Origin of the sequence: Brucella intermedia LMG 3301 (assembly GCF_000182645.1) — a bacterium.
GTDB classification, from domain to species: Bacteria; Pseudomonadota; Alphaproteobacteria; order Rhizobiales; family Rhizobiaceae; genus Brucella; species Brucella intermedia.
The window spans coordinates 1,035,485-1,056,072 of sequence record NZ_ACQA01000002.1; the positions used below are offsets into that span (position 1 = coordinate 1,035,485).

The window sequence follows — 20,588 nt, forward strand, 5'->3', positions numbered from 1 at the left end:
CCTTTTCCGTCACCTTATTCAGCATTTCCAGCAGTCAGATGAACGTATGACAGAAGCAGCAGAGAAACGAGAGGTCGTCGCCGCGCGCAATATCCGCGTGCAGTTCGGTGCGGTGAAAGCACTGGATGGCGCCGAACTCGTGATCCGCGAAGGCGAGTGTGTCGGGCTTGTGGGGCACAATGGCGCGGGCAAATCCACCATCGTCAATGTCATCAATGGCGGGCTGTCGCCGCACGAAGGCAGCGTTTCCTATCACGGCGAAGCCGGACATGGCGTGGCGATGGCGCGCAAGCACGGCGTGCGCTGCGTGTTTCAGGAACTGTCGCTGTTCCCCAACCTGACGATTGCCGAGAATGTCCGCATCATGCAACGCGACCTCGAAGGCGCGAACTGGCGTGGCAAGGCCGTTGAACTGATTTCCAAAAAACTCAACGAGATTTTTCCGGGCCACAAGATCGAAAGCAGCGCGACCATCGACGAACTGTCGATTGCCGAGCGGCAGATGGTGGAAATCGCAATCAACTTCACCGCTCCCGGTACTGCGCCAAAACTGGTCATTCTCGACGAGCCGACCTCGTCGCTCGATGCAGGCATTGCCGCGCAACTGATGGCCTATGTGCGTCGCTTCGTTGAAACCGGCGGTGCCGTTATCCTCATTTCGCACATGCTGGGCGAAATTCTCTCCACCTCCGACCGCATCGTGGTGATGAAGGACGGCAAGGTCGTCGCCAATCGCGCCGCCAGCGAATTTACCAATCGCAGCCTCGTCGAGGCCATGGGCAGCGTGGAGCGCGAGAAAGCGGCGCGCCGCGTCGCAAAGACCGATGCCACCGGCTCGCCCGTTCTGTCCCTCGCAAAGCGCGCCGCCGACATAAAGCCGTTTCAGGCTTTCAAGGGCGAAGTCATCGGCCTCGCCGGTCTGGCAGGGCACGGACAGACCAGGATGCTGCTCGACCTTTACTATGCGCGACGCCCCAACTGGATACCGGCCCGCACCTGCGAGATCGCCTTCGTCGCAGGCGACCGCAGCCTCAACGGCACTTTTCCGCTGTGGAGCATCCTGCACAATCTCACGGTCAGTTCGCTCGACCGGCTTTCGTCGCTGAAACTCGTCGACCAGACCGGGGAAGACGCGCTCGGCGGAGAATGGAAGGACCGCATCCAGATACGCACGCCGGATATGGGCAACCGTATCCTGTCGCTGTCGGGCGGCAACCAGCAGAAAGTGCTCTTCGCCCGCGCTCTGGCAACCAGCGCGCATACGATCCTGATGGACGATCCGATGCGTGGCGTCGATGTCGGCACCAAGCAGGAAGTCTATGAAATTCTGCGCCATGAGGCGGAAAACGGGCGCACCTTCGTCTGGTATTCCACCGAAATGGACGAAATCGAACTTTGCGACCGGGTCTATGTTTTCCGCGACGGCGCTATCGTTGCTGAACTGACCGGCGAAGACATTACGGAAAAGAACGTGCTTGCCGCATCCTTCGAGGGAGGTCACGAATAATGCGCCTCTCCTCTTCCACCATCCGCCTGCTGACGCCGGTGTTCTCGCTGGTCCTGCTTCTGGCCGCCGTCTTCTACATGCAGCCGCGTGCCATGAGCTACACCGGGCTGAACCTCCTGTTCAACCTTGCCGTCCCGATCGCACTGGCAACCATCGCACAGATGCTGATCATGGCCGTCAACGACCTCGATCTTTCGATGGGCACCTTCGTGAGCTTCGTGGTCTGCGTCGCCGCGACCTACCTCCACACCGCTCCTGTCATCGGGGTGTTGATCCTTGCCGCCGCAATCGCGGCTTATGCGGCGCTCGGCGCGCTGATCCATCTGCGCAACCTGCCATCCATCGTCGTCACGTTGGGCATGAGCTTCGTCTGGGGCGGGTTCGCAGTCCTCCTTCTGCCATCGCCGGGTGGCCAGGCTCCCGACTGGGCGCGGTGGATCATGACCGCCAAGCCGCCTTTCATGCCGATGGCCATTGTCGCCAGCATTCTGATTGCGTTCGTCACGCATTTCATCGTGATGCGGTCGACCTTCGGCGTGCTGATGCGCGGCGCAGGCGGCAACACGCGCTCCATCGAGCGCGCCGGCTGGTCTGTCACCATGATCCGCGCCGGAACCTATGCATTGGCTGCTTTCTTCGCGGTGCTTGCAGGTATTGCGCTGGTGGGCCTCACCACATCGGCGGATGCCAATATCGCGTTACGTTATACGCTTCTCTCCATCGCAGGCGTCATTCTGGGCGGCGGTGAATTCGTCGGCGGGCGCGTCTCGCCTATCGGCGCTGTCATCGGCGCGCTCACACTGACGCTTGCAGGATCGTTCCTCTCCTTCATGCGCATTTCACCGGATTGGCAGATCGGAGCGCAAGGCGGCATTCTCATCGTGGTGCTGGCCCTGCGCCTCTTCCTCAACCGCCTCGAAAAGAGGGAGAAAAAGCAATGAACGGTCTCGCCCTGCTTACCAGCCGCCCATGGATATGGTCGTTCATCGCGACCGTCGCCGTGTGGATCATCACCATCCTTTTCACCGGAGGCGCAGGCGCGCACGGGCTTTCCCACGCTGCCTTCACCTTTGCATCCTTCTCGGTGATCGTCGGTCTCGGCCAGATGTTCGTCATCACGCTTGGCCCCGGCAATATCGATCTGTCGGTTCCCGCCAACATGACGCTCGCCGCAACGCTGGCGCTGAAGCTGATGGATTCCCAGGAGGGAATGATCCTCGCCGGGCTCGCTGTGGCGCTGCTCATCGGCCTTGCCGTCGGTATCTGCAATTATGCGCTGATCAAGCTCCTGCGCATTCCGCCCATCATCGCCACCTTGTCGATGAGCTTCCTGATCCAATCAACGGCCATCTGGAGCAATCGCGGCCTGCGCGTGAAACCGCCGGAAAGCCTGGCACAGTTCACCACAGCCTCGACCTTCGGCATTCCCAATGTCGCCATAGTGGCTCTGATCCTGTCGGTTATTGGCTGGGTACTCCTGAAAAAGAGCATCTACGGGCGCTGGATTTCTGCAATCGGCCAGAACCCGTTCGCGGCGCGCATGGCCGGGATCCCCGTCGATGGCACGCGCTTCGTCACCTATCTGCTCTGCGCCGTTCTGGCCTCGCTCTGCGGCTTCCTGCTTGCCTGTTTCTCGGGCGGCGCGGCGCTGAACATGGGGGCGGAATATCTCCTGATGTCGATTGCTGTCGTCATCATTGGCGGTACGGCGGTTGCCGGTGGCGATTCCAACATCCCCGGCATCTGGGGCGCCGCCCTGTTCATGTTCCTCATCGTCTCGATGCTCAACACTTATGGTTTCGGCGCCGGTGTCCGCCTCGTCCTGACCGGGCTCACCATCATTGCGGTGATCATCCTCGCCAGTGGCCGTCGGGCCGCACGATAGTTTTTCCCGGAGTAATTTTCCTTGCTACAGACTGTTTCGATTTACGAAATCCACGACGAACGTTTCAAGCAGATGATCGTGCCGAGCGCCGATCTGGACGAGCTTTATAGCGGCTGTCGTTGGGCGGAAGGTCCGGTGTGGTTCGGTGACCAGAACTGCCTTTTGTGGAGCGACATTCCCAACCAGCGCATTCTGCGCTGGGTGCCAGAAGGCGGTGTTTCCGTATTCCGCCAGCCATCCAATTTCTCAAACGGCCATACGCGCGACAGCGAAGGACGCCTCGTCACCTGCGAGCATGGCGGTCGCCGCGTCATCCGCACCGAACCGGACGGCAGCATCACCGTGCTTGCCGACAGCTACCAGGGCAAGAAGCTCAATGCCCCCAATGATGTGATTGTGCGTTCAGACGGAACCGTCTGGTTCACCGATCCGACATACGGCATCATGGCCGATTATGAAGGTTTCAAGGCCCTACCCGAACAGCCGACACGCAACGTCTATCGCCTTGACCCGAAAACGGGCGAACTCGATGCGATCATCACCGATTTCCATCAGCCGAACGGCCTTGCCTTCTCCCCTGACGAAACCAAGCTCTATGTTGCCGACAGCGCTTATAGCCACGACGAGAACGCACCGCGCCACATCCGCGTCTTCAACGTTGTGGATGGCGGCAAACGGGTCACCGGCGGTACGGTCTTCTGCACCATCGATAATGGCTTGCCGGATGGTTTCCGCTTCGATACGGACGGCAACCTGTGGACCAGCGCCGGCGACGGCGTGCACTGTTTCTCCCCGGAAGGCACGCTCCTCGGCAAGATCAGAACGCCGCAGACAGTCGCGAACGTGACTTTTGGCGGTCCGCGCCGCAACCGGCTTTTCATCGCCGCGACGAAGTCGCTTTATGCAGTCTATCTCACCGTCACCGGTGCTCAATATCCCTGAGAAAAATTACGGCGGCTTTCCAAAATGAAAAGCCGCCGCTCATTATAAATAGAGTAATTCATTGAAATAACTGCATTTGCCGCACGCCCGTTAATGCGGGCGTGCCAATATTGTTTCTTGATCCAAAACGGATCTTTCCGGCCGAAAGCCAGAGAGACCCGCATATCAGGACCGAGAATGACGGAACAAATCAAAGAATGATCTCTTCTGTCCTTCTGCAATACACCTAGAGACAAGGCTACGCCTTGCATTCAGTGCATATGCCCTGATGCGCTGAGGCTTTATAACGCCATCGTCAACGCCATGAAAACAGATTGTCAATAAATACGGTCAATTTACTGTGATTAAATTGAATAAAACATGCAGCTTATCATAATGTTAGTATTATTTCATAAGTATCTATATTAGTAACTTCTATTTTATAATCCTACTTGCTACCATATTTATTAGGATGCCCGCATGAAGCAGGATAATGACCGTCGCGGGCTGCTGTTCAATCCTCTCACCCCCGTCAAGCCGAATATCTGAGTTTCACAGAACGTCGGTCCGGCGCTCGATAGCGGATATGGCACCCGTCGATGCCCGTGTGCTCGACGTCGACTTCTATGCCGAAGACCTCGGCGATGCGCTCTGCCCGCAACACCTCGCGGGGCGTGCCCAGCGCGACGAGATTTCCCCGGTCCATGACCGCGATACGGTCGCAGAACATCGCGGCGTGGTTAAGGTCGTGCAAGGCAGCCACGACCGTCAGTTTCTGCCGGCTGACAAGATCGAGCAGCCCGATCTGGTGTCCGATGTCGAGATGATTGGTCGGCTCGTCCAGCAGCAATATCCGTGGTTCCTGCGCCAGAGCGCGGGCTATGTGCAGTCGCTGCCGCTCCCCGCCCGAAAGCGTGTGCCAGTAGCGGTCGGCCAGATGCCCCATATCGACATTGGCCAGCGCCTGATCAACGATTGCATCATCTTCCGCCGACCATGGCGACAGCGCGCCCAGATAAGGCGTCCGCCCCAGTTCAACCGCCTGACGCGCCGTGATGCGTTCCGTGGTGCCCGCCTGCTGCTCGACCAGCGCCAGCCGGCGTGCGATCTCGCGACGGCTGAAACTGCCGATGGGCGCACCGCAAAGGTTCACTTCGCCGACACGGCACCGGCGCACGCCGGAAAGCAGGGACAGAAAACTGGTCTTTCCCGATCCGTTCGGCCCGATGATGCCAAGAAATTCACCTTCCGCCACGTTTAGCGAAACATTGCGCAAAATCTCGACATTGCCCGCCGACCAGCCGACATTGCGTGCCGAAAGGATCATGACGACGCCCTTCTTTGTCCGAGCAGGAGGGCGAAGGCGGGCGCACCGAACAATGCCGTGATGACGCCAATCGGAAGCACCTGGCCCGGAATGATTATGCGCGACAGGATATCGGCAACGATCATGAAGATTGCTCCAATCAGTGCCGCCGCAGGCAACAGCCTGCCGTGCCGAACCCCGACCACCATTCGGGCGGCATGGGGAATGACAAGCCCGATGAACCCGACAGAGCCGACGATGGAAACCATGACCGCCGTCATCATGGCGCTGACGCCGATCAGCACCGCATAGACGCGCCGGACCGGTATGCCGAGCGAAGCTGCGGATTCCGTTCCGAAGGTAAAGGCATCCAGCGCCCGTGAATGCCACAGGCAGATGGCAAGGCCCACCAGACAGGCAGGCAGGGCAAGGATGACGTCCGGCCAGCGGACGCCTGAAAGATTGCCCAAAAGCCAGAACATGATGCCGCGTGCCTGTTCTGCATTTGCAGCCTTGGTGACGATGAATGATGTCAGCGCATTGAAAAGCTGTGAACCGGCAATGCCGGCGAGGATGATCGCGCTGCTGCCCCGCCCTGCCCGCAGCGCCAGCAAGGACACAAGGCAGAAGGCAACGATGGCTCCGATGAAAGCGCCCAGCGAAAGCGATAGCACACCAGCGCCGATGCCGAGAATGGCGACGCCGACAGCCCCGGTCGAAGCACCCGCAGAAATTCCAAGAATGTAAGGATCGGCAAGTGAATTTCGCAGCAGCGATTGCAGGATGACGCCGGATATTGCCAGCGACGCGCCGCAACATGCGGCGATGACGGCACGGCTGAGGCGATAACTCCAGACGATGCCCTCATCGATGGGTTCGAGCGCATATCCGGCGTTCCACACCCGGTTGGCCACAGTCTTGGCAACCACGTCGAGCGGTATCGCCGTTTCGCCTATCGCAGCCCCAAGCCAAAGGGCGACGAGAAGCAGGACAAGGGAAAAGACCAGGAAAGACACGCCGGAGCGTGCCCTTCCCTTGCGTTTCAAGCCTGTTGCTGTTGCCCGCGCCGTCACTTGTCGAGGTCCGAGGCGGCGATATCGGCGGCAAGCGTTTCGATGCCCTCGATCACGCGAAGCGATGTGCTCATCGATTGCGCATCCATGTCGAAGACATGCTTGTCCTTCACCGCAGGCATCAGCTTCGTGACAGCATCATTGTCGAGGAACTGGCGCTTGACGGCAATGTCATCAGCCGGATAGCGGCGGCGATCCAGCTTTGCGGCAACGATCATCGACGGGCTCGATTTCGCGATCGTCTCCCATCCGACTGTCGGCCATTCTTCCTCGCTGTCGATCACATTCCTGATGCCGAGCGCCGAAAGAATATAGGCGGGCGCACCGAACTTGCCCGCCACATAGGGGTCAGCGTCAACCTGTGTGCTGGAGAACCAGACGACTGCAGAAAGATTTTCGCCTTTGGACGAAATTTTCTCACGCGCCGCTGCTTCGCGGGCCTTCAAGTCGGCGACGAGTTTCTCGCCACGGTCCTGCACGTTGAAGATTTCCGCCAGTTCGGTGATTTCCTGATAGACGATATCCATCTTGAACGCTGCCGTGCGAACGCCGTCGCCGCCACCGGAATTATCCTTGCCGACGCAATCGGATGGCGACGTGTAGGCCGGAATGCCAAGCTCCTCGAATTGTTCCCGGCTTTGCCACAATGCCCGTGGGCCCGACATGCCACTGAAAATCAGCCGTCACGATTTCCGGCTTTTCCGCCAGAACGCTTTCAAAGCTGGGATCGTTATCGGCGAGCCGCTTTACCTTGGCGTTGGCCTCCTCGAAACCCTTGAGGACAGGGCCGAACCAGACCGCCGTCCCGACAAGCTTGTCGCCGAGACCGAGGCTATAGAGAATTTTCTGCGCTGCTCTGCCCGACCGCAACGGCGCGGCTTGGCGCCTGCTTGAAGGTGACATCACGGCCGCAGTTTTTCAGCGTCAGCGGATATTGCGTTTCTGCTGCCTGTGCAGCCGGACCGGCTGCCAGAAATGCGACCGCGCAGAGAGCGGCACGAAACGGCATATTGCCTGGAATTTTCATGGGAATCCCCGAAAATGATAAGAGAAACGAGCCCTGTCAGGCGGCGGAAAAAATCCCGCGCGAAAGACGGACAGGCATATCCGGGGACATGTCGAAATCATGCGATGACGATGGAAGGAAGCGTCCTGCGACGCGGAAAACTGTCATAACCGGCTCCTGCTCCGGGCATCCCCGCCCGTGACAATGGACAACACTAGACGGCAGGTCTCCTGGCTCGCGAATATCTGCTGTTCATCTGCCTTCCCGCGTTTCTCCGGCGCAGTGGCATGACGCTTTCAACGTCACGAGGATGAACGGCAATCCGCTTACAGTTGCGGGGGCAGCCACGGTCTCGGCCCCTTTTCGGGTCGTCCTCACCGTGTTCCCTATTAATCCCCTTCGCTCTCGGTCGGGGAACCGTCGTTACACTATTACGTTGGCCCGCTGCCGCCGTCAAGCAGGTCTCGACGGCTATTTCCGGCGCGCGATCTTCAAGCGATTCGAAAGCGTGTCACTTAAATTGCGGCCAAACTATTGTCGCATATGCTGGCCTATTGAATTTGTTTTCGCTAATCTCCATGTAGTTTGCTCCCGCTAGGAAAGCGGGACTTTGGGGAGGTCCGCCGCAGGGCGGCAATATATTCCGTTGGGAGGACATATGCGTAGATTTATTCTGGCCCTGACGTCGGTAGCGGCGTTGGCTATGGCAGGCTCTGCTTCCGCAGAAGACTACAAGGTGCTTGCGCCTGCTGCTCCGGGCGGCGGCTGGGACCAGACAGCGCGCACGATGCAAAGCGCACTTCAGGACGAAAAGATTTCCGGCAGCGTGCAGGTCATCAACGTTCCCGGCGCTGGCGGCACCATCGGCCTTGCGCAGTTCGTGAACCAGAACAAGGGCGATCCGAGCCAGCTGATCGTGGGCGGCTATGTCATGGTCGGCGCGATCCTGACCAACAAATCGCCGGTTACCCTGGAACAGATCACGCCGATTGCCCGCCTTACCGGCGAATATGAAGCCATCGTCGTTCCGGCTTCTTCCGACATCCAGAACATTGGCGACCTTGCCGCGAAGCTCAAGGCCGATCCGGGCTCGGTTTCGTGGGGCGGCGGCTCCGCAGGCGGTACAGACCACATCACCGCAGGCCTTTTTGCCAAGGCCGCAGGCGTCGATCCGACCAAGGTCAACTACATTGCCTTCTCTGGCGGCGGCGAGGCGCTGGCGGCCATTCTCGGCAATCAGGTGACCGTCGGCATTTCCGGCTACGGTGAATTCGAATCGCAGATCAAGGCCGGTACGCTGCGCATCATCGGCATTTCGAGCGACGAGCGCGTGGAAGGCATCGACGCACCGACCTTCAAGGAAGGCGGCGTGGACGTTTCGATCCAGAACTGGCGCATGGTCGGCGCGGCTCCCGGCATCACTGCCGAGCAGGAAGCTGCCATCAATGCCGATATCGAGAAGATGGTGAAGTCGGAATCCTGGCAGAAGGCGCTGAAGGACAAGGGCTGGGCGGATACCTACCTTGCCGGTCCGGCATTCAAGGAGCAACTGGCCAAGGACGTTGCCGCGACTGAAACCATCCTCAAGGAAATCGGTCTCGTCAAATGACAGGATCAGGCCAGCATGAAGAGCGCCGCCCCGAAAGGGCGGCGCCAGACTTCGCCGCACTCGTCATCGCTCTCGTTCTCGCAGCTGTCGCCATCGCCATTGCCTGGTCGACAACCTATGGCAACGATGTGACGAGCTATTCCCCGGTCGGCCCGAAAACCGTGCCCTATGTCGTCGCAGCCGGATTGTTCGGCCTCGCGATCTGGACCGTGTTCGAGGCGCTTCGCGGCGACTTCCCCGAACGTGAGCATCAGGAAATCGCGCCGATGGCGTGGATAATCGGCGGTCTGGCCCTCCAGATGCTGACGATGAAGACTGTCGGCTTTTCCCTGTCCACCGGCCTGCTTTTCGCAGCGACCGCACGCGGCTTCGGCTATCGCAAATTTTGGATCAGCGTTCCCGTGGGCATCGTTTTTGCCTTCGTGATCTGGTTCATCTTTGCACGCGGCCTGCAGCTATCGTTGCCGTCTGGCTGGCTCGAACAATTCGTTTAGAGCATTCCCCGTTTCGGCTGAAACGACGGAAATGCCCTAAGTCCTCGTGATATCGCATTATCCGACGCAAAACCGCTTCGCACTTTGCTGGAAATGCATTCTTGTGTTGTCGCATTATCCTACGCAAAACCGCTTCGCACTTTTGCTGGAAATGCTTTCTTGTTTTGTCGCATTATCCTACGTAAATCGCTTCGCGCATTTGCTGGAAATGCTTTAAAGGCTGAGTGCCCTCATGGATACTGTCGCACTTCTCGCCAACGGACTTCTGGTGGCGCTTGAACCATCGAATCTTCTTTATGCGCTGATTGGCGTAACACTGGGCACCGCCGTCGGCGTGCTGCCCGGCATCGGCCCGGCACTCACCGTCGCGCTGCTCCTGCCCGTTACCTACAAGCTCGACCCGTCAGGCTCCCTCATCATGTTCGCGGGCATCTATTACGGCGGCATGTATGGCGGTTCGACTACGTCGATCCTGCTCAATACGCCGGGCGAGAGCGCATCCATCGTCACCGCGCTGGAGGGCAACAAGATGGCCCGGGCCGGGCGCGGGGGACCAGCGCTGGCGACAGCCGCCATCGGCTCCTTCATCGCGGGCTTGATAGCCACTCTGGCACTCGCCTTCGTCGCGCCGTGGGTCGTGAAATTTGCCCTCTCCTTCGGGCCATCGGAATATTTCGCGCTGATGCTGCTTGCCTTCATGACCGTTTCGGCGGCCTTCGGCGATTCCACGCTGCGCGGCCTGACGTCCCTTTTCATCGGCCTTGCGCTCGGACTGATCGGCATTGACCAGTTGACCGGTCAGGCACGCCTTGTCATGGGAACGCCGAACCTGCTCGATGGCATCAATGTCACCACACTGGCGGTCGCGCTGTTCGCCATCGGCGAAACCCTTGCGGTCGTGTCGAAAAAGCTTCGGCCAGAAGATGAGGTCATCGCCGTCAAGGGTTCCGTCTGGATGACGAAGAACGACTGGAAACGCTCGTGGATGCCGTGGCTTCGCGGCACCGCAATCGGCTTTCCAATCGGTGCCATGCCAGCGGGCGGCGCCGATGTGTCGAGCTTCCTTTCCTATTCGGCGGAACGGCAGTTCTCGAAACATCCGGAAGAATTCGGCAAAGGTGCAATCGAAGGCGTGGCCGGACCGGAAGCGGCCAACAATGCTTCCGCCGCCGGTACGCTCGTGCCGCTCCTGACGCTCGGCCTGCCCACTACGGCGACCGCGGCAATCATGCTTGCCGGCTTCCAGCAATTCGGCCTGCAGCCGGGGCCCCTCCTCTTTGTGACCAATGCCACGCTGGTTTGGGGTCTGGTGGCGAGCCTTCTCGTCGCCAACCTCATGCTGCTGGTTCTCAACCTGCCCCTCATCGGCCTGTGGGTGAAGATGCTCACCATCCCGCGGCACTGGCTTTATGCGGGCATTCTGGTTTTCGCAACGCTTGGAACAATCGGCGCGAATGCCTCCACCTCGATGCTGTTCGGCCTGCCGGTCTCATTCGAGTTGGGTTTGCTTCTGGCGTTCGGCGTGCTGGGCTATGTGCTGCGGCGCTTCCATTATCCCATCGCGCCGGTTGTCGTTGGCCTGATCCTCGGGCCGATGGCCGAGAAAAGCCTGCGTCAGGCATTGCAGATCAGTCAGGGCAACCCGATGGCCCTGGTACATTCATGGGTTTCGATTGTGCTGATCGCGCTTGCGATTGCCGCAGTCGTCGTCCCCATGATCATGCGCCAGCGCGGCAAGGGCGAATTGCTGAGCCAGATGGCGACGGACGAAGATTGAAAAAACAAAAGCCCGGCACTGCCGGGCTTTTTACTCAGATACGCATACGCCTATTTGGATTGCTTAACCCTGGATGCGGCGGAACTGATCGACGTCGATGCCAAGCGTCTCAAGGTCCTGTGCAGTGGGCTTCTGACCAGCGCGCACAGCGGCAGAGGCACGAACGGCGCTACCGAATTGCGCGAATGCACGACCGAAACGATTATTGAAGCGGGTAAACATTTTTTTCTCCATCACGGACAGTTCTTCGTCCGCACTCATTAGATGGGGATCGTTCCGCCTGCTTAGAAGATCGCCATTTGCATGCCAGCCATGCAGTTTCGGCATATTCCTTTCCACCCGGCTTGATTGCAATCAATGCCACCCGCTCGCGAGCTTGCGAAGCTCTTTTCAACCCAAAGGAAGGAGCCTTGGAATGTCGAATACCCCCCATACGCTCGGTGAAGAGTTTCCCGGTCAGCTCGAAGCCATCCATGCCCTGAAGGCAAAGAACGCGCGTTTTGCCCAGATTCTGGAAGAATATGATTCAGTGAACGACCGCATCCACCGGGCGGAAACGAAGATAGAACCGGTAAGCCAGGAAGAAGAGACGAACCTGCGCAAGCAGCGACTTGCCTTGAAGGACCGCATTGCCGAGGCGCTCGCCGAAGCCTGATCCATCCCTCAAAGGGATAAGGCCCGACGGCAGCTCAGGAGGGCTTGCCCCCGACTTTACAGTCGACTTTGCTGTTGTCCGGGCCGACGGAGTTTTCCATCTTTCCCACCACGATCAGGACCGCGACGGCGATGAACGTCGCCATGATCGCGATATGCCAGAGGCCGAGACCGCTGGCGAGACCGACGGAAGCCGCGAGCCACATGCCAGCGCCTGTCGTGATACCCGTTATTTTTCCACGTGCGAAAATGATGAAACCGGCCGCCAGAAAGGCAACGCCGCTGGTGATCGCCTCCACGAGACGCGAAGGGTCCATCCGGATATTCTGATCGTTGAATACCGGCACGTTGACGAGTTCCAGCGAGACGATCGTGAAGGTAGCCGAGGCGAGGCAGACGAGCATATGCGTCTTCAGTCCCGCTGGCCGCCTGCGCCATTCCCGTTCAAGGCCAATGATGGACCCGAGCAGGGTTGCCAGCAGCATTCGCGCCAGTACTACCGGCAGACTGACTATATTGTCGTGCGTGAATTCAGCCCAGAATTGTTCCCAGAATTGTTCCATGCCCGATAACGGGCATGGTGGGGTTTGGTTCCGCCGGGATTATTCGCTTGTCGCTCACTGTGCCGAAGCCGGAGGAACCGTCTCAGTCGTCGCGGGCGGCAAGGAATTTTCGCCGTTCGGCATGTTCTCATCGGGAGAAATGACGGCACCGTAGATTTCAACCAGCGCCCAGACGGCCAGCGCCGCCGCAATGCTGACCAGCAGCACCATGAGAACGGGCTTGCCTTCACGTCCTTGCCTTGCCTCAGTCGGGTTGACCTGTTTCATGGATCAAATCCTCCTGTTGGTTGCAGCGGCTTTAAAACGGGCCGCTATAGACCTAATGGAAGGCTGGGAAATTGGTTCCAATTCAGCGAACCGCCACACAGGCCTTGCGTCGGCGCTTCTCTAAACTCGCAGCTAATATGTGAGGGCAATGGTACGGTCGGTTGGTATAAAACCGCTTCCTTGTATCTTGTTTTTGTTGCGTTATTTTCGTTACGCGTCCGAAACTGTAGCACATATTGTTACACAAAATATTGCACGATTTGTAACACGTTGAGGTACGCAATTTAGCATCTTGACTGAAAACTCCAATGAGAACAAAATAGGAACATATAATGAAAGCAGGAGAAACCTATGAACGCTCTTGTCCAAAGCTATGACGCCGAAATTGAGGAAGTTCTCGCGTATCACGGTGGAGATGTGCGCGCTGCCATCGAGGCACTTTTGAAAGACCGCGACTTCCTAGTTCGCGAAGTCGAACTCTCGCGGCTCGCTGTCACCCATGGCCATCCTGTCGATCTCTTTAAGAGGGCAGCCTAATGAAAACGTTCCAGGTCGCACTCCCCGAATCTTACGCCTTGAAGTTTGCACGTCGCGAGGTGCATCGTGATGCTGATCGGCTCGGTGCTCGCCTGCCTCATCGCATGGCCCGCAAGTCTGGAGTTGGTTTCTGCGTTTTCAGTTTTCCTACCGAAAGGTGCATGAGCGCATTTATGCGTCGGCATGGCGGCAAACCGTTCGGCGATGGGAAATGGGAGAAGGTTTTGGTTCGATAAACCCGCGAATGCGCACAGGAAATCCACAGGTGATCCCATAAGTTTCCACAGCGCTGAGTTCGCGATTGACTCTCCTCTCAAACAAGAACATTTTAGGAACATCAGCGGGCGGCGCTGATGAAATCCAGACATGCTTGGTGGCGTGTGTGTCTGCTTCAATGGAGCAGAACAATGAGTGCGGTTGCGCAGGAAAATGAATACGACGACGAAATTGAATTGGTTCTCGCCTACCACAAGGGCGATGCGCGAGCCGCGATAGAGGCGCTTCTCAAAGATCGGGATTTTCTCGTTAAAGAGGTCGCCATAGCCAGTATGGCTGTCAGTCATGGCTATACCCGAGGATGGAAGCCGACTGTCTTCGTGAAATGAGCGGCAGATCACGCGGCGAACCGCCGAAAACCCTGATTAATAAGCATTACCCGTTTCAGGTCGTATTGTATCTGACAGACGAATTACGCCAACGGCTTTTGGAAGTGATCGCGGATGAACATCGGCTGGGCGCCTATCACCTGCATGGCTACCAGTATCATGAAGGGTATCATTTCTCGATCGTGAAATTCGCGTCGGAGGAAGGCCAGCAAGAGTTCATTCGGCTTTATGGCGGCGTGCCTTACGACCCGACGGACAAGAAATCCAAGCCGTGGGAGACGTACTTTGATCGATGAGAATACGACCTCCCTTCCTGCAAGAAATGCCAGCTTCGACCCGGATTATGGATCTTCTCCAGTGGTACGAACTATATGGTTATTGCTGTCGCTGCGGACATATCGGATCGGTAGATCGGATGATCCTTCTTCGAAAGTTTGGAACACATACCTTCTTCATCGACCTACATGGACGCCTGAGATGCAAGGCATGCACAGCAAAGGGCGATGCGCAGTTTGGAATTACGAAGATGCCGAGGTGAGAATGGCCGAATACAAGAACGACAACGCCCGTGTTGCGAAAGCCGGAAGTCTGTTCGTGCACTGGTGTTATGCCAAAGGCTGTAAGGAGTGGGGAACCTTTGGTTATAAATTGTCGAATGGCCAGCTATGGTTCTGTCGCGCCCACAAGCAGGAAGGCGAGGATGCGCTGGCTGGACGGCGAAAATAGGAATGCTATTCTCCCCAAACGAGGAGGAGCGCATGTGCAATCTGTACAACATCACAACGACACATGAGGCCATGCGCCGCCTGTTCCCCAAGTTTGGAGATATGACGAACCGCATCGATCCGCAGATGGATATCTTTCCCGACTATCCAGCCCCAGTTTTGCGGAACCTCAAGGGCGATGAGCCAGAGTTGGCAATGCTCCGCTGGGGCATGCCGACGCCGCCGATGTATGTGAAAGGCGAAGCGGATAGCGGGGTAACGAATATCCGAAACCTCACCTCGCCTCATTGGCGACGCTGGCAAGGCGTTGAAAGCCGGTGCGTCGTTCCTGCAACCTCCTTTTCCGAATATGGGCAGGAACCGGACCCGAAGACCAAGCGCAAGCCGCTGCACTGGTTCGCTCTGAACGAGGAAAAGCCGCTATTTGCTTTCGCCGGAATATGGACAAGTTGGAAGGGTGTAAGGAAGAAAAAGGAAGGGCCGGTCGAGGTCGATATCTTCGCGTTCCTGACCACCGACCCGAATGCCGTGGTGAAGCCGATCCACCCAAAGGCAATGCCAGTTATTCTCCGCACCACAGAGGAAATCGACACATGGCTGCGGGCTCCCTGGAACGAAGCCAAGGAAATGCAAAAGCCTCTGGCCGACGCTGATCTTATCGACCTGACGCCAAGGAATGACAACGAGGAAGCGCAGCCGAGTTTGTTCTAGGCGCCACTACAAGTTCGCAATCCCCGCCCTACCTTCGTCAAAAAATGAGGAAGGGTGCTTATGGCGAGTTCAAAGAAAATCTCCGGTCCGAAAAGCGACGGCAAATATCCTGACCGTAATATTGACTGTCAGACAGCAATCGCGTTCCGCGTCGTTGAACTGATCGAGGAAGCTGAAAACTCCGGCTGGACAGCCATCGAAGCCGCGAAAGCTATCCAAGAGGTGTCACGCGGACTGTTCGTCGGACACGCCGGCAAGGATCGAAACGAATAATTGGGAACAACCAGGACGCTGCCCGGTTTTAAAAGGTCTCCGTAAACAAATTCGCGTCGTTAAGAGCCTGCACTGACGCTACCCCGCCTTTCAATGAATAGGCGGGGTTCTTTTTTTCTGCGTCCGGGGTTTTGTGATTTGTATTAACGGCTAATAGCGCCCAAGGTTAACTAATAGTTGTGGGGGTTTCTACTAGCTAAAGCTAAAGGGAGACCAAAATGCCGTTTTTTAGCGAAGCGAGCCGCATATATAATCCTATCGAAGTGAATTTCATGCGGAGCTGCTTCAGTCATGCTGCGACCATACTTGAAGAAAGCGACCAAGATTACTCCGCTGCCGACCTGGCATCGTGCACTATCATGCTTTACCATAGCGGGCTCAGAGATCACGCTTATCTCAGTGAGCTATCAGCGCGGTTGGCCCACCAACGGTTCGAAAGACGCCACGAAATCGAACAATGTCCAGCTGCCAACAGCAATGGTCCAAAGCAGACGGCTCGTGCGCAACCCGTTGAATACGATCCACTCGCCTAGGCGGGAACAAATGGTTGTAGGCGGAGTTTCACACGAGGGGGTCTAACCAATTGCCTTGGCGCCAGCACAGCACACCCTGCACCAGAACCGTCGCTGACGCAGCCCTGCCGTCGCTCGTCCCTCGGCAGGGCAAGTTCTTCGGGAGGGGAATATGCCTTGGGGAAAACCAGTAGATGTCCAGCTTTACGGTATCGGAAAATACCGCGTGGTACCGGACACGGCGACAGCCGCTCGATGCCTGCTTGAGGATTGGCCGGAAGACGCTCACGGTAAGGAATATGAGGAGGCGTTGCAGGCTTGCCTGGCCGACCTTGAAGGGCTGCCGAACACCGCCAGGAAATCGTTTGTCAAAGCAGCCAAGGCGGCCGGACTGACAATCCGGCCCTGCCAGTGGCACTGAGAACGTTCAGGCTATCCGAGACGCTCTGAACGATAGCGCGAACCAAGTCGTGAAACCATCAACGGGAACGACGGTGTAACTTGGCATCGTCCTAAGATTCAGCTTGCTTGATAGGCTCGCACGTTGTCATGCCCCGTAAGGCAAGCGAAGGTAGTTCAGCGACCGACAGGAACAGTCAACGAAAAGGCTCCCAGCCAATCGGCAACCGACAAGAGCCAAGCGATCATCCCAGGGAAAACGAATACGAACAGAACCTGCTTTGTGTGCTCGATACGCGGTCCGAGTAGGGCGTGCAGGAAAAGACCCACGCCCAGAAGAACGCCGATGAAACAAGCCGCGCCTGTCATACCGAAGGAAGCACCCGCTATCCAAATCGATGCCATCAGATGCACACACATCCGTGCCGTCCAAACGTTCTGGTGTCCGGCACCGTTGATCGAGGCCATATCGACCATCGCGTCACTGAATAACCAGAGGTATCCGGCAAATTTGATTTCGACAGTACCGGGGAGCAGAGCCACCACCGGCACCAGCGCCAAGTGGTAAAGAAGGCCCATGCAGTCGCCTAAGAACAGGCTTTTATGCTTGGATGCGAACATCGCGATCCATCCGCACATCGAGAGCAGGGGAAGAAATTTAATGTAGTCGGTGAACATGGGACGTTCCTCGTCTCCGTGCCGCAGCACTTAGTTGACAGAGGCGCTCAGCCGATCCGACGATGCATCTAGGTGAAAAGACGCAGCATCGACGGGCGGGCTGTTACGCTCGCTTCCGTCGAGGTCCGCGGCCCCGCTAAGGGCTGGAAGAACCGTTCCGAAGAACAGTGGTCGGGGCTCACCAGATACCGACCTGCCATTTTCGACACCATTTATATGGACCGTGGCAACTTTGGCGTCAAGAATCGTGGGGAAATGCGGCCTTCCTTAGCGACTGCCGGTTGATGGGCCGTACCTTTCCAAGAGTAACGTAAGCTGAATCAAGCCATCCATGAGCCGATACGACCTGACCGACTTCTAGTGGCGCGTGATCAAACCGCTTTTCCCCGACAAGCCGCGCGGCGCGATATTGAAGACGTGCACAAACAGAGGCCGCCCCTCAGAAGATTGCTCATCGCGAAAACGTTCTTTTCATAGATAAGCACCCATAGAGTGCACGCTACTGGCTACGCTTTTCTTCTCGTTTCCAAAGTTTTGAGGCGTTCGGCGAAATAAATGATTTTGTTCAGGTCATACACTCGACTAGCCGCATCCTTTTCCCCAAACCGATAGCAAGCCTTAAAGATGTTGCCGAGCGCGAAGGACATGCCTTTGTGTTCGATCAGGTCGTTTAGCTCGGTCGCGTGAGGAGGTAGCTCGTAGTAGCTTGTGCTGCCGCCGTCGGAAGTGACGGGGGATGCGGATGCGCGAAGCCCCAGGTCTGTTAAGTGAACCGGCTTTGGCATGGGCTGCTTTCTGGTATCCAGTTCGCCACGAGCAATTTCACGGTCAATTCGTGCGTCTGGAACCATTAGACTTCCTCCCTCACATTCCGCTTCGGCTCTTCGAACTTCTCAGTCACCGGCCCGCCTGCAAGCAGTCCGCGAACTGACGAAAGCTTATCGCGAACAAGCGGGCGAAACCGACGCGCCGCAAACGGCGGGTTGTCATAACCGAACTGAGGGCAAACTCCTCGATCGACGCCTTTCAGCCGAACGCCGATGAAACTGCCCTGCGTGTAGTGTTCGAACGGGCCAATCCAGGCGATCTCGTAAATCTCGCCTTCCTTGATCTCCAGGAACTGCTCGAACCCGACGGAGCTATCGATGCAGACGACCTTCTGGCCTACGTGGAAGTTGGTCATGCCGCCGCCCTCCAAGCCCCTAACCGCCGAAATTCAACCGGCACGCCATGGCTACGCGCTCGCGCCGTTCCTTCCGCCATGCCTCGGCTCATCCCGAAATTCTCATAGACCACGCATTTCTCCGCCACCCGATACCACGCGAGTCCAGCCTCAATGCCGAGTTCTCGTTCATCAGGCCGCAAATCGTCCAGCACCTGCGTATGCAGCAAGTGGCTCGCAATCGGTGCTTCGCCTCGCCGCAAGCTGTCCAAAAGGCACGCGCGGGCGTATTTGGTGTTGCGCTCCACGTCGCCGCTGTAAGGGCTTTCAATGATGACGAGCGGCTTGCGTGCCTGTTGCTGGGCAACTGACACATTGTCGTTATAAGGTTTTGGCAGGCAACTTATAACTGCCCCACCGGCCCCCATCTGTCGTCCTTCAACCGCCGCTCGCGCAGCGCGGTCTTCTGCTTCTTCAAGCATGGTTTCTCCTCGTGTTTGTGGTGAAAGCGCCGCTCCGTGGGCGGCGCGGTGGTCAGGCTGCCGCGCGGCTAGGCTTGTTATCATTCGCGGCCATCGGCATACGCGCGGCGCCCATTACCCGGGCTGCCGACAAAATCACTCGCCCGTCTTCGCCATAGTTCTTGTGGTAAGTGATTACTTTGGCAGAGCGGCCAGAAAGCCAGTTTGAACCATACGCATCTGGAGCGGCTAGTGTCTCGTGCTGTTCGACTTTCATGAGGTCGGTCGTTCGCAGTTCGTCAGCATGACGGTGGCCGGTGTGAGCGTAACTGTATTTTGTGCGGCCGTAGATCTCGCGGTACTTGCCGACCATGATCGAATCCACGTTTTTAGTCCCGCGACGATGGCCGTGGTGATAGAATAACGAGACGTCTCCGTGCTCAATGACGGAGTAGGTTCCCGGGTTCGTATCGAAGTTGACGCGGGGCTCATCCTCATAAAACGCAGCGAAAGATTCACGAAGCCACACCTCCCCGGCGGGATCGTGATTTGCATCGCACATGATTACGTCCACTTGCTCGTGCTTTTCGAGCAGCATCCTCACAACGGTGCGGATGATACGGATTGCGGCGCGCACCATCTTTGGATACCGGCTATCGCTGTCCAAAAGGTGGCCGTGTTCTGGCGTCAGACTCTTGAATGAATCGTAGTGCAGAAAATCGCCTAACTGAGCGAAGACCGCACGCTTGGCGTTAGGAGATTGGGCAATAGCCGCGGCAAACCAGTCGAGAATTAGTTGTTCCCCGATCCTCAAATCGTAATCGCCCGCCCCGGTTTCTTCATTCCACGCAAGGGCGCCCAAGTGATGATCGGTAATTGTATACTGGTTCAGCAAGTCACCCGCAGTATGCGTAGGCGGGAGGACGGGCTTTGCTTGCGGGAGTTCATCCTTGAAGCCTTGCAAAGCTGCCGACATCGCTTCGGCGCGAGCCTTATCGTCCGCCCGCTCCATGATGTGCTGAGTAATCACCCGGCCTTCGGCATTGACGAGCGTTGTCTTGCCTTTGACAGCAAGGCCTGCAGTCGGCTCATAAACTGGACCAGCCTCTTTCGTCTGGCGCACGTAAGTGCCGTTCGGCGTCTCGGTCAGGCTTTTGATCGCATAGCCGGGCAATGTCGGTGACGGACCCAGCAGCCCAATCTCAGCGGCCCGCTTAATGCTGTCGTGAAATGCCGACTTCTTTATGCCAAGCGCCGCCGCAGCCTTAACCAGCGTGCCGTGCTCGCGGTAAGCCTCCGCTCGGCGCAGGAGTTCTTCGTGTGAAAGGCGCGCACCCGCGCCCTGTCTGTCATGGGACATACAGTCTCCTCGTGTTTGGTTTGGTAGCCGACTCGCGGCGCGGATTGGTCGTCCGATAGTGAAAAGAAAATGAGCCTCGAGATGAGATGTCAAGCGGGAATAA

General features: G+C 57.5%; 26 protein-coding genes, 1 pseudogene and 1 riboswitch. Of the genes and pseudogenes, 15 read left to right on the forward strand and 12 right to left on the reverse strand.

The genetic code is table 11. The features are described from left to right. Positions 1-46: 46 nt before the first annotated feature. From OINT_RS17210 to OINT_RS17225, 4 genes are all read left to right on the forward strand, one after another. Complete coding sequence (locus OINT_RS17210) at positions 47-1,507, forward strand: ATP-binding cassette domain-containing protein (protein WP_031346997.1); 1,461 nt, start codon at positions 47-49, stop codon at positions 1,505-1,507. Beyond that, positions 1,507-2,448: an ABC transporter permease gene (locus tag OINT_RS17215; protein ID WP_006469170.1), complete on the forward strand. Its 942-nt coding sequence runs from the start codon at positions 1,507-1,509 to the stop codon at positions 2,446-2,448. The genes OINT_RS17210 and OINT_RS17215 overlap by 1 nt, the downstream gene beginning before the upstream one ends. After that, positions 2,445-3,392 carry an ABC transporter permease gene (locus OINT_RS17220; RefSeq protein WP_021587289.1) on the forward strand — a complete coding sequence of 316 codons (948 nt, stop codon included), beginning with the start codon at positions 2,445-2,447 and terminating at the stop codon, positions 3,390-3,392. The genes OINT_RS17215 and OINT_RS17220 overlap by 4 nt, the downstream gene beginning before the upstream one ends. A gap of 72 nt (positions 3,393-3,464) precedes the next feature. Next, positions 3,465-4,334 carry an SMP-30/gluconolactonase/LRE family protein gene (locus OINT_RS17225; protein WP_050791044.1) on the forward strand — a complete coding sequence of 290 codons (870 nt, stop codon included), beginning with the start codon at positions 3,465-3,467 and terminating at the stop codon, positions 4,332-4,334. Here the strand turns inward: OINT_RS17225 and OINT_RS23630 are convergent. The 4 genes and pseudogenes from OINT_RS23630 to OINT_RS17240 all read right to left on the reverse strand — a co-directional run bounded on the left by OINT_RS23630 (position 4,322) and on the right by OINT_RS17240 (position 7,719). Beyond that, on the reverse strand, positions 4,322-4,585 hold the full coding sequence (locus OINT_RS23630; RefSeq protein ID WP_128005843.1) for a hypothetical protein: 264 nt from the start codon (positions 4,583-4,585) through the stop codon (positions 4,322-4,324). The two genes, OINT_RS17225 and OINT_RS23630, sit on opposite strands and share 13 nt — an antisense overlap. Before the next feature lie 260 nt (positions 4,586-4,845). Then, positions 4,846-5,640 carry an ABC transporter ATP-binding protein gene (locus OINT_RS17230; RefSeq protein WP_006469173.1) on the reverse strand — a complete coding sequence of 265 codons (795 nt, stop codon included), beginning with the start codon at positions 5,638-5,640 and terminating at the stop codon, positions 4,846-4,848. Continuing rightward, entirely contained in the window at positions 5,637-6,692 is a 1,056-nt protein-coding gene (locus OINT_RS17235; RefSeq protein WP_006469174.1) for a FecCD family ABC transporter permease, read from the reverse strand. The genes OINT_RS17230 and OINT_RS17235 overlap by 4 nt, the downstream gene beginning before the upstream one ends. Continuing rightward, positions 6,689-7,719, reverse strand: a pseudogene (locus tag OINT_RS17240) (ABC transporter substrate-binding protein). The gene OINT_RS17235 and the pseudogene OINT_RS17240 overlap by 4 nt, the downstream one beginning before the upstream one ends. Before the next feature lie 182 nt (positions 7,720-7,901). Beyond that, positions 7,902-8,135, reverse strand: a riboswitch (cobalamin riboswitch). Positions 8,136-8,356: 221 nt separating this feature from the next. Here OINT_RS17240 and OINT_RS17245 point away from each other — a divergent pair. From OINT_RS17245 to OINT_RS17255, 3 genes are all read left to right on the forward strand, one after another. Continuing rightward, on the forward strand, positions 8,357-9,307 hold the full coding sequence (locus tag OINT_RS17245; protein WP_006471974.1) for a Bug family tripartite tricarboxylate transporter substrate binding protein: 951 nt from the start codon (positions 8,357-8,359) through the stop codon (positions 9,305-9,307). Continuing rightward, positions 9,304-9,801, forward strand: coding sequence for a tripartite tricarboxylate transporter TctB family protein (locus OINT_RS17250; RefSeq protein WP_006469178.1), 498 nt, complete (start codon positions 9,304-9,306; stop codon positions 9,799-9,801). The genes OINT_RS17245 and OINT_RS17250 overlap by 4 nt, the downstream gene beginning before the upstream one ends. A gap of 232 nt (positions 9,802-10,033) precedes the next feature. After that, positions 10,034-11,578 carry a tripartite tricarboxylate transporter permease gene (locus tag OINT_RS17255; RefSeq protein WP_006469180.1) on the forward strand — a complete coding sequence of 515 codons (1,545 nt, stop codon included), beginning with the start codon at positions 10,034-10,036 and terminating at the stop codon, positions 11,576-11,578. 63 nt (positions 11,579-11,641) lie between these two features. Here OINT_RS17255 and OINT_RS23985 read toward each other — a convergent pair whose 3' ends face one another. Continuing rightward, entirely contained in the window at positions 11,642-11,905 is a 264-nt protein-coding gene (locus OINT_RS23985) for a hypothetical protein (RefSeq protein ID WP_006471973.1), read from the reverse strand. 88 nt (positions 11,906-11,993) lie between these two features. On the opposite strand from OINT_RS23985, the gene OINT_RS17265 reads away from it, so the two are divergent. Further along, positions 11,994-12,233, forward strand: coding sequence for a YdcH family protein (locus OINT_RS17265; protein WP_006471972.1), 240 nt, complete (start codon positions 11,994-11,996; stop codon positions 12,231-12,233). A gap of 34 nt (positions 12,234-12,267) precedes the next feature. Here the strand turns inward: OINT_RS17265 and OINT_RS17270 are convergent, their stop codons facing one another. Next, on the reverse strand, positions 12,268-12,795 hold the full coding sequence (locus OINT_RS17270) for an MgtC/SapB family protein (protein ID WP_006469183.1): 528 nt from the start codon (positions 12,793-12,795) through the stop codon (positions 12,268-12,270). A gap of 54 nt (positions 12,796-12,849) precedes the next feature. After that, the gene (locus OINT_RS17275) at positions 12,850-13,062 is read right to left on the reverse strand and encodes a hypothetical protein (RefSeq protein ID WP_006469184.1); all 213 of its coding nucleotides are present in this window, start codon (positions 13,060-13,062) and stop codon (positions 12,850-12,852) included. Between the two features lie 351 nt (positions 13,063-13,413). Here OINT_RS17275 and OINT_RS17280 point away from each other — a divergent pair, with 351 nt between their 5' ends. The 7 genes from OINT_RS17280 (at position 13,414) to OINT_RS17320 (ending at position 16,846) form a co-directional block, all read left to right on the forward strand. Continuing rightward, positions 13,414-13,599 (forward strand): SH2 domain-containing protein, encoded by a 186-nt coding sequence (locus tag OINT_RS17280; protein WP_006469185.1) that lies wholly within the window; start codon positions 13,414-13,416, stop codon positions 13,597-13,599. Positions 13,600-14,006: 407 nt separating this feature from the next. Continuing rightward, on the forward strand, positions 14,007-14,204 hold the full coding sequence (locus OINT_RS24125; protein WP_006469186.1) for a hypothetical protein: 198 nt from the start codon (positions 14,007-14,009) through the stop codon (positions 14,202-14,204). Next, entirely contained in the window at positions 14,177-14,500 is a 324-nt protein-coding gene (locus tag OINT_RS17295; RefSeq protein ID WP_006469187.1) for a hypothetical protein, read from the forward strand. The genes OINT_RS24125 and OINT_RS17295 overlap by 28 nt, the downstream gene beginning before the upstream one ends. A gap of 244 nt (positions 14,501-14,744) precedes the next feature. After that, complete coding sequence (locus OINT_RS17300) at positions 14,745-14,930, forward strand: hypothetical protein (RefSeq protein WP_036565350.1); 186 nt, start codon at positions 14,745-14,747, stop codon at positions 14,928-14,930. A 32-nt stretch (positions 14,931-14,962) separates the two neighbouring features. After that, on the forward strand, positions 14,963-15,640 hold the full coding sequence (locus OINT_RS17305) for an SOS response-associated peptidase (RefSeq protein WP_006471966.1): 678 nt from the start codon (positions 14,963-14,965) through the stop codon (positions 15,638-15,640). 60 nt (positions 15,641-15,700) lie between these two features. Then, the gene (locus OINT_RS17310; RefSeq protein ID WP_006471965.1) at positions 15,701-15,913 is read left to right on the forward strand and encodes a hypothetical protein; all 213 of its coding nucleotides are present in this window, start codon (positions 15,701-15,703) and stop codon (positions 15,911-15,913) included. A gap of 684 nt (positions 15,914-16,597) precedes the next feature. After that, on the forward strand, positions 16,598-16,846 hold the full coding sequence (locus tag OINT_RS17320) for a DUF982 domain-containing protein (RefSeq protein WP_006469191.1): 249 nt from the start codon (positions 16,598-16,600) through the stop codon (positions 16,844-16,846). Positions 16,847-17,001: 155 nt separating this feature from the next. Here OINT_RS17320 and OINT_RS17325 read toward each other — a convergent pair whose 3' ends face one another. The 5 genes from OINT_RS17325 to OINT_RS17345 form a co-directional block, all read right to left on the reverse strand. After that, complete coding sequence (locus tag OINT_RS17325) at positions 17,002-17,502, reverse strand: hypothetical protein (RefSeq protein WP_006471964.1); 501 nt, start codon at positions 17,500-17,502, stop codon at positions 17,002-17,004. Positions 17,503-18,008: 506 nt separating this feature from the next. Beyond that, positions 18,009-18,353: a hypothetical protein gene (locus OINT_RS17330; RefSeq protein WP_006469195.1), complete on the reverse strand. Its 345-nt coding sequence runs from the start codon at positions 18,351-18,353 to the stop codon at positions 18,009-18,011. Then, positions 18,353-18,685 (reverse strand): hypothetical protein, encoded by a 333-nt coding sequence (locus OINT_RS17335; protein ID WP_006471963.1) that lies wholly within the window; start codon positions 18,683-18,685, stop codon positions 18,353-18,355. Before OINT_RS17335 ends, OINT_RS17330 begins: the two co-directional genes overlap by 1 nt. Beyond that, positions 18,682-19,146 (reverse strand): DUF7768 domain-containing protein, encoded by a 465-nt coding sequence (locus OINT_RS17340; protein ID WP_006471962.1) that lies wholly within the window; start codon positions 19,144-19,146, stop codon positions 18,682-18,684. The genes OINT_RS17335 and OINT_RS17340 overlap by 4 nt, the downstream gene beginning before the upstream one ends. Positions 19,147-19,198: 52 nt before the next feature. Then, positions 19,199-20,485 carry a hypothetical protein gene (locus OINT_RS17345; protein WP_006471961.1) on the reverse strand — a complete coding sequence of 429 codons (1,287 nt, stop codon included), beginning with the start codon at positions 20,483-20,485 and terminating at the stop codon, positions 19,199-19,201. Positions 20,486-20,588: the final 103 nt, after the last annotated feature.